Consider the following 12,458-nt stretch of genomic DNA (forward strand, 5'->3'; position numbering starts at 1 on the left):
GTAGAAGGGAGCCTTTCTACCTTACGGTAAATTGTACTCCATCCCCTCACAGAACCGTGCTTGCACTATTAATGCACACGGCTCCTCCTAGTCATCATTCACAGAATGTAGCTAATCTCTTTTCTTAAATTGTATATATTCACTTTAATCCTTGGTGAAGGTAGTGGATATTTATCAAGAAATAGTCTGAATTTGTCCCATGTAAAGGATTTCCTTTGACTTCTTCTGTTGAGCCATTTAAACAGTAGTTCCTCAATTCTGCACTTGAAGTTGCTGACATTTAGACTATTATCAGTGATGCAATAATAGTTGTAATAACCAATAAGTGAGCGTCGAAATCTGTCCATGATTATATGGATATTCTTATTTCTATTCTTCTTCAGCCATTCTTTAGATTCTTTTAATTTACTTTGGACTTTCTTTCTACTCGATTTCCGTTTCACCCGAAATTTCCCTTGGTTACTTTTCCCACAATAGTGTGTAAAGCCTAGGAAATTAAAGGTTGCTGATTTACTATTCCCCTTTTGTTTTGCATATTTCTCCGCAAACTGCCCAAAGGGAATAATTTTGGTTTTATCCTCAGCAATTTCCAAATTAAATTTCTTTAATCTAAGTTTTAATGATTGGAAGAACTCCTGAGCTTCGCTCTGATATTGAAAACAGCACACAAAATCATCTGCATACCTTACTATATATGCCTGTCCGTTGCACTGTTTCTTGACCTTTTTCTCAAACCATAAGTCGAGGACATAATGGAGATACACATTGGCTAATACCGGAGATATGACACCACCTTGCGGTGTGCCATTGTCTGTTTTGTATTTCTTTCCTTCCTCCATATATCCACCTTTAAGAAACCTGCCAATTATTCTTAGTAAGCTAAGGTCTGCAATACGCAGTTTTAAGAACTCCATCATCCATTTGTGATCAACGTTGTCAAAGCCTTGGATATCGACATCTACTACGTAGTTTACTGATCTCTTTTCAATATAAAAGTTCAGTATTTTCAAAGCATCATGGCAACTACGATTTGGAGCGAACCCAAAGGAACAGTCTAGAAAATCATTTTCATAGATGGTGTTAAGTATCTTCGTAATGCCTTTTTGAACAATCTTGTCTTCGTGTTCCGTTATTCCTAATGGCCTTTTCTTGTTTGAATTGAGCTTCGGAATATACATTCTTCTTACTGGAACAGGACGATAACTTTTGCTTTTAAGCCTACATACTAACTCCTCTATATTTTCTTCTAAATTTTCACCGTACTGCTCTTTAGTTGTACCGTTAATCCCTGTTGCTTTCCTATTAGGTAGTTCATGATGACATTGAGCTAGTGCTTGCTTATTTAATAGATGCGCAAGAGAAGTAAATTTCATTTTAGGATCAGACTTTGCTAATTCTGCTATCCTTAGTAGTTTTGTTTCCATTTAAAGTACCTACCTCTGTGTGTAGTAAATGTGTCTCTAGTAAGGGTGATAACTAGGTAGCAGCCTTTCCTCCATCGGCATTACCCAACTTCATTGGTACTACGCTGCTATCCGACTCCCTACATCGGCATTTGGTTTCCTTGCTTTTTATCGCTTGTACACCATACTCTTCTAAAAAAGAAAAGACCGGTAGGGTCTCCCAAGTTGCCATATCATATCAATGTGTAACGTGCCAAGGTCTATGACTCCAGAGAGGTTTTACCCTTCTTGCCTTTAACGAAAGATAAAATGTAGCCTTCTGCAGCGCAAAAAGCATCGGCCCTCTCGATTTACAATCATTATGGAGCTCAATCCCTTCAACCAGTTGGCTTTCGGCCCGCCACCTCGCTGTCTACGCTTAAAGACTAAAGTTACCTTTAGTCCTCCAAGACTCGCTACGAGCGAATGGCTAGTTCTTACTCGACGGGAATCCCACCCGTTATATGATACGACCTAAGCTTGGCCGCACTTGCGCCCGATTATTGAATAAGAAAAACGTATTTATATATGAATGATCAATCTTTATATTAAATCGAAAAGTATCCACAAAATATTCATTGCCTTACTTTTATTTTAACTCCTCAAAATTCTTGCCTGTAACGAGGAAATATCCAATTAGAAATATTAAGAAATGAATTGGAAATGAATAAAGGTGGTTCCATTTTAATACTTGATAAAATCCTAGCCATTCAAAAAAAGGCTCACCTATAAATGTGCTAAAAAATGAGTAGAAAATGGCTTTTAAAATAGGAGAAATATTTGGTTTTATTTGTACAAGAACAAGAAATGTAATAGGAAGTAGACTTAAATCCCAAGGTACGAAAGATGGTAGGAACGGAACAGGTTCGTATCTGTAATCCCAATAGCCTAATTCAGTTCCAAAAGAATCTAGCAACATCGAAATAAACATGATAAAAAATGCCCCGTATAATAAACGATTCGTGGACTCCTTTTTTCTATATTTCCACCATAAAACCCATGGAATAATGGAAAGTAAGATACAAAGCCACCATTGCCAGGATAAAAACACATATTCAAACCAAATATCATGATCTTTTTGATTAGTCTTAACTAAAGCCTTATAGATATTATCCATTTTATTCGCAGCTTCTTTTGGAATAATCATTATCTCGTTCCTTTTATAAGAAATCCTCAAATAATTACTACCATATCAAAGATTTTTTTTCTAAAATCTTGGTAATTATTCAATAGTCTCCAACCATTGTAAAAAAATATGTATTAATAAGTATTCATAAAATTTTTTACCATGGAAACATTAATCCATATTCCATACAAATCGAGTCAACATAATTCATAACTAACGCTTGTTAAAATTTATTGTTTTCGCGTACTCGAGCGCACGTGTTGATTGCATTAAAAATGGAGTTTTATGTAACCTTTCACTCCATTATATTGCCCAATTCATTAAGGGGTACAGTCAGGAAAATGCGGTTGTCTATACTATGAAAATCAGGAGTATTTAAAGTATTCGAAGTAGAAAAATTGAGTGAAAAACTACTTTGAATACTTAATATGGGGTATGACCGAGATACTAGTAAAAGTAGGTCACATCCTTACATAACTTGGAAAGCAGGCTTCTCCGTTACCAAAAACCTTGCTTTTTGTAATGAAATATCGTATCAGGATATCCCTTGTTACAAGTTTATTGATTCCCAAAAGTATTTGTCAAAATGATTCCCAATACTATTACCAAAAGGGAAAAATAAGCACATGGAAATAAAATACAGCATTTGACCCATTTTTACACGTATCTCGGCTGAACCCCTAATAATCTAGAAATCGTGATTTCGTTAAAAAAGCTAGATTTGTTTCGAATCAGCATCCATTATGAGCCACAAACATGCTCCAAATTTCAATTCGAATACCTAAAGGCGTAAAACCCTTGGGGAAAATAAAAAAAGAAGTGTGAGGAATGGCAGAAAGGTTTTAGAACCCTTCGAGAATCATTCATCAATACTTCTTTTTGATTTTACAGTTCGGTGTTTCCGTTCCAAAATTTGATTTAACTTTCCTTCTTGTTTATTAATTGCATTAACATACGGATAAAAATCATTAGAAAAAAATACTAATAAACGTGTGTATCCATGTCCATGTATGGTATTCAATTAAATCGGTATATCTTTCAAACAGAACCTCAATAACCGTTAAAGCAGAGGTATACAATAAACATTGTAGAACAATGCTCATATACTTCGAATGATAGGTTGTTTGATAAAAGTAAATACAAACAACAGGAAATAAAAGATATTCATATAGAAGACTGGAAGCGAAATAATTACTAAATAACCTTATTGGATATTCAAGCATTTTTTCCTCTACAACAAGAACACCAATAAACATTGAAAAATAAGCATTCAATAAAAAAATTAAAATCGAGTCTTTGATTAAAGGTTTTCTTAAACTGAAAATTAATAGGGTAATTCCGATTAGAAATAATGCCCACAAAATTATTCTTTCCACGGTGAAAACCGCCTTATTTGATTATTTACTCCTATTTATTATTATCAAAGTAATGATATCTACAATTTTCAAAGTTTAGACAAAACACTCTCCGGAACCGCTGCCCGCTCCGGGACTATGCCCTCCACCAAAAAAACAATAATAATCGATTCATTTATTTTTATTGTTTTTCATCTCCCTTTTGATTTCCCTAGACTTTATCCATTTTTCAATTAAGTGGCCTATCAGCCCTCCTGTCATTCCTAAAACTAAACCATTGTAAACAGGACTCGTCAAAAACCTTATTAAATAAAATTCATCCCAAAAATGATGATGCCAATAGATACCGAAGTTCATACCCACAACCAATCCTATACAAAAACCAGTCAAATAAGTTTCTCTGGGAGGTTTCTTGCCTTCCTGTCGATAATTAAAAATTATCGCTTCGTTATATGCCTGCCAAATAGAAAACCCGTAAATAGAGGGATAAAACAATCCCCATTGATAATTAGCTACTCGATGTGCTTCTAGATAATCTCCGTGAAAGGTATGATGAATAGTCAAGTTCAAATTTGATAATACATTTGCAGTAAATTCACCCATCAAAAGAATAAATCCAAAAATGTATTGACCATTATAAAATTGACCAAAACCCGCCATCGTCAGAGACCATAATAACGCTGCTACCGGTGACTTAAACTCATTATGCTGCTCCATTTTCAAAACTAAAACTTCCAATCCACCTTAAAAGGAAATATTTGTATGTTCATCTAGTGTAGAAAAGAACAAAGATTTTTAACCCTGTACTTACCGATTGCAGTGATAAAGGTCTGGCTCCCTAGAAGCCTTGTAAGCCCTCAAAAAAATTGAAAAAAAGGGAGCCCAATTGACTTCCCTTTACCTTTTTACAATTATTCTTCTTTAGAATTGACCGTAGTTGAAAACCATGCGTTGATTTGTAATCTTCCAGGATATCCCTTGTTACAAGTTTATTGATTCCCAAAAGTATTTGTCAAAATGATTCCCAATACTATTACCAAAAGGGAAAAAATAAGCACATGGAAATAAAATACAGCATGTGACCCATTTTTACACGTATCTCGGCTGAACCCCAGTATCTTAACTCAGTAAACAATGTAATGATGTCTTAACACTGGGAAGGCATCGAATACCTTATCTTAAATAACAAAGGCTTGATACGCCTTAAGGCGTTTTAGCTGCCTTCAAGGCAACTAACGATTGTAGAATTTGATGATTTGATGCTACGAGGATCGTTATCTAGACGAATACGCTGTTTACATGTCTTCAATGTAAAAGGCTTATGAAATAAAGGACTTTTTACTCCCAAGTATAGATAACCGCATTTTGTTTGTGAGACCCCGGTAAAGCCCACATCAGAATCGATAGGAGCTCATTAAATAATATTTATTTATTATAACACTTAGATTATTTAACAAACTCCATCTTCCAATTAAAGAATTCATTATCGGCATTTTTTTCATATATCATGTTAGCATTAAACTTATTACCTTTTTTACTTGTTAATCCTTTTACTGTTACTACTCCATTTTTCAAGAGAGTTTTCACCATCGTTTTAGAAGGTTTTTTCTTCATTGTAGCTAGGAATTTATCATTCTTCCAAATAACAAATTTACACCCATTTTTCCAATTACTACAACCAAACCCTTTTTGTCCTTCGATCACTCCATGGCCACAAAGAGGGCATTTACCCAATACTTCGATTTGTTTCTTTTCCCTTGTCACTTCATTGATGATTACTTGTTGCTCATCTTTAATTCTTTCAACAGCATTCGTCGTAAATTCAAAAATTGTATTTAGAAAATCTTGCTTAGTAAATTTTTGTTTTTCAATATCAGAAAGTGTTTTTTCTAATCGACCTGTAAATTCCAAATCAAATAATTCCTTTATCGGGAAGGTTTCGACTATTTTATTACCCAGCTCAGTGCAAAGTAAATTTTTGTTTTGAACTGTTATATAGCCGACGTCTTTTAATTTTTTGATTGTTTCAGCTCTCGTTGCCGGAGTCCCGATACTAAAACCACTTAGAATAGCAGCCATCATTTCTTCACTTTCTGCATCCTCATGACCCTTACCGGCCGTTTCCATCACTCTTAGTAATGTTTTTTCAGAGTGATGTTTAGGTGGCTTCGTAATGTGAGAAGTCAATTTATGATCTATAATGCTAACCATCTCATTTACATTTACAAGGGGTAAAATTGTATCCTTTGATTCAACTTTCTCCACCTTTTTCCATCCTTCAACAAGTTGTACTTTACCCTTAGAAATAAATACTCCTTTTATTTCACTGTTATTAATTTTAGTCATAATCTTTGTCTCTTCATGCTCAGCGACAGGCATGAACTGCATAATAAAACGATTTTTAATAGCCAAATAAACTATCTCTTCGTCTCGGGTTAAGGACTTTGGTATTAAATATGTCGGCATGATGGCACTGTGGCTTTCCACTTTTGAATTATCGAAAACACGCTTCGCTTTGGTAAACTGAATTTCATTCTCATATGGTAATCCTTTTTTTACATGATCGAGTACCTTTGATGTCTTATCTACAAGACTTTCTTCCAACACAACACTAGCTGTACGAGGGTAAGTAATGTATTTTTTCTCGTACAGTGATTGGGCGACCTTTAATACTTTATCTGAAGTCCATCCCTTGTATTTATTTGTGATATAGCCTTGTAAATTTGAAAGATTAAATAAATAGGGAGGATACTCTCTTTTCCGTTCAACTTGTTTATCGGAAATGGTTGCTGTTTGATTGGCTAGGGCTTGTTGAATTAATTCTAGCGTTTCTTTGTTTTTAAATTTATCCTCATTGTCTTCAACATACGTTCCTTCATACTCTTTTTCATCTTTTGTCTTAAATGTGGCTGATAATTTAAAGTAATCTTCTGGAACAAAGTTCTCTATTGCCTTATCTCGGTCATAAATGATTTTTAATGTAGGTAATAATACCCTTCCTATATTTAAGGCCTTCCCTGCACCTTTCTGATACTTTAACGTTGCCACAGATGTTAAATTAATGCCAATTACCCAATCAGCCCACTGACGACTAATACCCGCATCCTGAAGTGGCTTCATTTCTGAATTTAGCTTTATGTTTCGGAGCCCTTTTAGCACTTCATCTGGTGTCCATTCGTTTAGCAATAAACGATATACTTTCTTTTGCGTTCTTAGATTATATATAATTGTATCTCCAATAATCTGGCCTTCCCGATCAAAATCACAAGCTGAAATAATCTGACTAATATCATCCCTTTTTATTAAGTTATAAATTATTTTTAGTTGTTTTTTTGCACCAAAGTCCTCTTTATCTCTATTTCGTGAATCACTTTTTACTTTATATCGAAAATTCGATGGAATAAAGGGGAAATTCTCCAAATTCCATTTTGCCATTTTTTCATCGTAATCTTTTGCATCGTAGAGTTGCAGCAAATGGCCAAACGCCCAAGTGATAATGTACCCATCACCTTCAAAATATCCATCTTTTCTCTTTTTGATATTTAATGCATCAGCGATATTTTTCGCAACTGATGGCTTTTCAGTAATTATTACACTAAGCATGTTGTTACCTCCAATTCTACCCTCTTTTTGTGATAGAAAATCCAAATTTCCTAACCCTCAAATTAAATACACCCATCAAAGTTTGGGTGAAATTCGTACAAGCTATATATATCAATATATTTTTAAAAACACCCAAATATTTCACGGATACAATTGAACCCTGCCAACGCTGAATACGCCTTTCATCCCTTTCTTTTGTAATAGCAATGTATATAGTCTGGAAGCGTTCATTCCTACTAGCCAATCGCTATATTGCCTTGTTTGAGCTTCTTTATATAATGAAAGATAATTAATTCCGTTGTTTAAATGACGGAATCCTTTTTGTATCTCATCCACTTCTAAGGAGTTAATCCACAATCGTTTGGTTGGTTTATGTGATGCACCAGCAAGTGATATGATACTTCTTGCAATGTTTTCGCCTTCTCGGTCACAATCGGTTGCAACAATAATTTCCGCTGAATCATTTAAAAGTCTTTTCACTATATTGAATTGCTTTTTCTTATCTTTACTTACCTGAAAACGAAACTGCTCTGGAAACATGGGCAATTGATCTAATCTCCATATTTTCCATGTTTCGTTATATTGTTCAGGAGAAAGAAGTTCAACCAAATGCCCGTATCCCCAAGTGATATATGCTTTCTCCTTAAAAAAGCGACCATCATTTACCTCTATATAACCATCTTGTTTCTTTGTATGTTGAAGAGCATCTGCATACGCTTTTGCTTGACTCGGCTTTTCAGCTAAAATTAATGTATGTCCCATTAAAACGTTCTTCCCCTTTCTTTTGCTCACATTTCCATTTCAAATGCATGCTGTTTACCGCCTTTTGTCTTTGACTGCTTTTCAATGAGTTTTCTATAATCTTCATTGCTGCTAACATGTCCGGGAATATCTTTTGCAAAGGAATAGACATTCTTTTTTCCGACAATAAAATGATCCAATAACTGTACATCCAATTTTTCGGATATTTCTTTCAAACCTTTGGTCACATTTCTATCTTCAGCACTTGGTTCCGGTATGCCTGAAGGATGGTTATGAAAAACGGCAACCTTTGATACATCTTCACGCGACAATAATTCCTTTGTAAATACCTTCTTATCCACTATACTTGCATTAGGTGACCCTTTGAAAAGTTCTTTAACAGCTAGAACTTTCCCATCAGCATCACAAGCAATTACTCCAAACGATTCTTGCCAATCATACTGATAACCAACTTTCAAGCTTTTCTTCACCTTTGCATTATCTTTCAACATATGAGATCCAACAATCTCTTGATTAGCGAAAAAAGAAGTAAATTCGTCAAATCCTTGGTATGTGTTTATGCCATTTTGCAGATTATAAGCTGTCATGGTATGACCTTCACTTTCGGCAACACTATCTACAGATGGTGCATATTTATCGCGACTATACGGAATCATTTCCTGATTGGATGTGATTGTGTCGCTGAATTCGTTATAGCTAAATCCATCAATCACATCTATCCCAAATGTTTTAAAGTATTTGGTCATTTCTGCTTCCTTACCAGTAGACGTAGAACTGTTTGATAAATTAAACATGGATACACCGCCTGCATGTAAACCTTCTTTCAGAACCCTTTTTAGATCATCTTGATCATGAAGTTTATATCGGCTTAAATGCAGTGGCTCGTTTTTGGTGGAACAAAACACAGATACCATCTCATCCTTGGAGGGCATTTTATTCTTCGTTACAAATTCAATAAAGTTTTGTGGAGAAGATATTCCTACTTCTTTGCTGTTCATTTGTCCTTTTGAGAAGTCTATAAAATCCACTAAACTTCTTACGGAATCATCATCCTTGGTTACTTTTTGATAAAGCTCCTCTTTGGACGTACAGCCAAAATGTTCATACAAATTATTCATCCGTATCACGGCCAATCTCTGCACGATTGAGCAATTCCTTCAATAAAAGAACATCCTTATCTTTCGGATTCGCCTGCATGAACTCCAATAATTCCTTTTGACTGTTCACTCCAAAATAATCTAAAATGCTTTGCTGATTGTTTCTCATGTAAACCATTCCTTTCTACTTTTGTAAAAACTATCGATAAACCCATCAAAAACTGCATACAAAAAGCACAGAATTAATTATTATCAATTAATTTCTGTGCTTTTAAAAGTGCCTTTTTATTCCAACCATATAGATTAATTTTGAACCCCACTATACTGTAAATGTCCAGCTAATACTTATCATAATTATTCAATATATAGTAATAAATCTTTACCAACATCAGTTAGCTGGCAAAAAGTTTGTTGATCTTTTGCATTATAAGCTTCCATTAAGCCTAGCTTTTGTATTTCTATAACAGAATGTTGTATTCTTTTTATCTTATTAACATCTCCAATTCCTTTTAATTGACTGTATGCATTTGTAAATTCCGAGTAAAAATCTGATGTGACCTTGGGTCCAAAAGAAACAGATGCACCTAAGTGAATTGGTGGCCAGTTTCGATAGTCAGCTATAATTGTTATTGCTTGAGGAGTCAATCGTTCTATTTGTCCTAAAGCATATCTGTGTTGCTCAAATAGTTCCTCGAAATTACCTTCCTCAATCATTTTCTTTAAGACCGTTGATAAATGTCCAGTCAATTCAGGATCAGGTGGAGAATCGTCTATTATTCGTAGTATTTTATTAAACAGTGTATTCCCTTGCGGATTTTTTAAAAAGTTGCTAAGCATATCAACAGCTTTAGATTGTTCGTCCACTTTAATAAAATATTGTTCTAATAATATCATTTTCTTGGCTTCTGTTAAATTTTGATTTACATCATCATTCCAATTAAGGACTGTAGAAATAACATCTCCTACAAATCCGAGTAATGATAATCCTTTATCTCTAGTAACTTTTAGACCTTGCTCTCTTATAATTTGATTTTCATCTTGTTCGCTCAAAGTGATTTTTTCAAGCCTATCATCCAATGTTCTTCCTGACACTTGTAAATAATCAGCCCCTGCATTTTTAGCTATAAATTTTAGCTCATCTTTTCTATCCATGTTTCATCCCCCACTCTAAATATTACACTTTATATTTTGAGGTAAAATAGACAAATGGAAAATCAGCATCTTTATCAATGTTAAATAACGACTAATTATTATTATTTGATTTTATCCGGCACCTTTAGCTCAACAACTCTACATGACAAAAGTATATCAAACAGGAGGCGAAAATGTTAGGCTTACATTAAATCACTCCTTATCCATCATCTGATCAAATTCATCTATATCTCTTTCTCGCTTATAATCATGAAATGTTTTTCTCATCGCTTGCTTCAAACGGATAACAGAAACATGCAAACTAGGATTTTCCTTCCCATTGTAGCGTTGGAAGAATGATTGTTGGTTTTCCTTTTCTAATGCATGAAACTGTCTTATAGCTATTTTTTGTTTAAAGTCCGACACCCTTTCTTCCTTATCAACTGCACGCATTTCGGTCAGAATGGCGTTTCCCATACGCTTTTTAAGATCATCTAATTTTGTATCTTTATATTGTTGATAATCACTTTCTTCACCGTACATTTCTTTCATCACATCTACTTCTTCATCCAATTTGGTTTTTAATGCTTGAATCTCTTCTGGATGAAACTGTTCTAAATAAACTTTGGTTATTTCATCTATATATGGCCTGGCCTCATTGATAGATTGATAACCATAACGCCATTGTTTTCGATCATCCGGCAAATGATTCATCGCTTCTTTAAATAATGTTTCTGTTTTCTGGAAAGATGATAACGAAATATTATTTTCCTTTTTGTAGCGTATGGTTCCACGCAACAATTCATCTACCTTATTTCGTTCATGAGTTCGATCTAAAATAACATTGGCTACTTTAGATTTCATCTTGTCCAACGTTTTTGGTTTTCGCTTGGCTCGATATTCCTCTTGCCATGTATTCGATTCTTTATCAAATACATTCATTCGTTCTCTTGTTGGATGAGGTTCTACGGTTGCAACATGTACATGAATGTTATCTGTATTGTAATGTAGGGATGCCGTCCAAATTGCCGATTGCTGCATCCCTTCTGCTTGTAACATAGCTTGCATCGTTTCGCGTACAACACCCCTCATTTTTGTTTCATCGACTGTATGAGTTGTTGAGTTATATAATCCTTGCTTGGCCAACCATTCATTATCAAAAGAGATGACATCTTGCCACATTGGTGATTCATTTTGCTGTGCTAGTTGAAATTGTTCTTTGACTGTTTGCTTTTCTTTGTCATTCAATCTGTCTTTACTGGAGGTAAATAACTCACCTTGTTTTTCGTCATCATCCATATAATCCATGAAGTGATAGAACACATCAAAATCATTTTCTTTATCAGATGAGGTATCCATTTTCACATGTTGTTTCGCATCCTCACGATCCATATAATTAATGTAATCATTAAACGTACTCGACCTAGGTGTAACAAATTTACTTCGCAATACAACTGCTGGACTCATGATCTATTCCTGACTTTCCGGTTGTGCTTGTTGCTTTAATCCCTTTTGTCGTTCATGATCTAATTTCTTTTGCCGCTGTTTATGAATCCTTTTTTGCACTAATTCTTCTGCTTGTTCCATTCCTTTTGTTTTAAATTCTTCCGTTGTAATTAAGTTTTTGAATTTATTCACCAGGTAGTAATGGTTCATGAACTCCAGAATGATTTTCGTGTCCCGATCAATAACGTTACTTGCTACTTGAATGCGATTCATTTTCTCTTTTACGAAATCTAATTTTTCATCCAGTAAGTCAGAAATCGTTTGTTTGAATAGAACATATTCTTCTTCTCTATTTTCAAAATAAGCATCCACCATTAAGGCAATGGCATTCGCTTGAGATGTGTGATTTTCATTTGCTGTCACTTTGATTTTTTCTTTCGTTTCAGTGCTTAACAAAAAATATGAACCCTGTTTTTTCTCTTCTGTCATGCTCATT

General features: G+C 34.5%; 11 protein-coding genes. All 11 read right to left on the reverse strand.

Going from position 1 to position 12,458, the window contains the following annotated elements:
* Positions 1 to 98 precede the first annotated feature (98 nt).
* The 11 genes from ltrA to OMHG_RS16675 all read right to left on the reverse strand — a co-directional run bounded on the left by ltrA (position 99) and on the right by OMHG_RS16675 (position 12,457).
* Positions 99 to 1,424 (reverse strand): group II intron reverse transcriptase/maturase, encoded by a 1,326-nt coding sequence (gene ltrA / locus OMHG_RS16630; RefSeq protein WP_010652031.1) that lies wholly within the window; start codon positions 1,422 to 1,424, stop codon positions 99 to 101.
* A gap of 607 nt (positions 1,425 to 2,031) precedes the next feature.
* Complete coding sequence (locus OMHG_RS16635) at positions 2,032 to 2,589, reverse strand: CBO0543 family protein (RefSeq protein WP_010652032.1); 558 nt, start codon at positions 2,587 to 2,589, stop codon at positions 2,032 to 2,034.
* 947 nt (positions 2,590 to 3,536) lie between these two features.
* Positions 3,537 to 3,824 carry a CBO0543 family protein gene (locus OMHG_RS19360; protein WP_315969526.1) on the reverse strand — a complete coding sequence of 96 codons (288 nt, stop codon included), beginning with the start codon at positions 3,822 to 3,824 and terminating at the stop codon, positions 3,537 to 3,539.
* A gap of 270 nt (positions 3,825 to 4,094) precedes the next feature.
* On the reverse strand, positions 4,095 to 4,640 hold the full coding sequence (locus tag OMHG_RS16645) for a hypothetical protein (protein ID WP_044477087.1): 546 nt from the start codon (positions 4,638 to 4,640) through the stop codon (positions 4,095 to 4,097).
* A 729-nt stretch (positions 4,641 to 5,369) separates the two neighbouring features.
* Positions 5,370 to 7,526, reverse strand: coding sequence for a type IA DNA topoisomerase (locus OMHG_RS16650; protein WP_010652035.1), 2,157 nt, complete (start codon positions 7,524 to 7,526; stop codon positions 5,370 to 5,372).
* Positions 7,527 to 7,667: 141 nt separating this feature from the next.
* Complete coding sequence (locus tag OMHG_RS16655; RefSeq protein WP_010652036.1) at positions 7,668 to 8,288, reverse strand: toprim domain-containing protein; 621 nt, start codon at positions 8,286 to 8,288, stop codon at positions 7,668 to 7,670.
* Between the two features lie 26 nt (positions 8,289 to 8,314).
* Positions 8,315 to 9,406 (reverse strand): JAB domain-containing protein, encoded by a 1,092-nt coding sequence (locus tag OMHG_RS16660; protein WP_010652037.1) that lies wholly within the window; start codon positions 9,404 to 9,406, stop codon positions 8,315 to 8,317.
* On the reverse strand, positions 9,399 to 9,554 hold the full coding sequence (locus OMHG_RS18515) for a hypothetical protein (RefSeq protein ID WP_154648252.1): 156 nt from the start codon (positions 9,552 to 9,554) through the stop codon (positions 9,399 to 9,401). The genes OMHG_RS16660 and OMHG_RS18515 overlap by 8 nt, the downstream gene beginning before the upstream one ends.
* A gap of 185 nt (positions 9,555 to 9,739) precedes the next feature.
* A complete protein-coding gene (locus OMHG_RS16665) occupies positions 9,740 to 10,537 on the reverse strand; it encodes a hypothetical protein (RefSeq protein WP_010652038.1) in 798 nt (265 codons plus the stop codon).
* A 192-nt stretch (positions 10,538 to 10,729) separates the two neighbouring features.
* Positions 10,730 to 11,983, reverse strand: coding sequence for a MobP2 family relaxase (mobP2, locus tag OMHG_RS16670; RefSeq protein WP_010652039.1), 1,254 nt, complete (start codon positions 11,981 to 11,983; stop codon positions 10,730 to 10,732).
* Between the two features lie 3 nt (positions 11,984 to 11,986).
* Positions 11,987 to 12,457, reverse strand: a complete 471-nt coding sequence (locus tag OMHG_RS16675; protein ID WP_010652040.1) for a hypothetical protein — start codon at positions 12,455 to 12,457, stop codon at positions 11,987 to 11,989.
* Position 12,458 lies beyond the last annotated feature (1 nt).

Source organism: Oceanobacillus massiliensis str. N'diop (genome assembly GCF_000285495.1).
In the GTDB taxonomy this organism is placed as follows: domain Bacteria; phylum Bacillota; class Bacilli; order Bacillales; family Amphibacillaceae; genus Oceanobacillus; species Oceanobacillus massiliensis.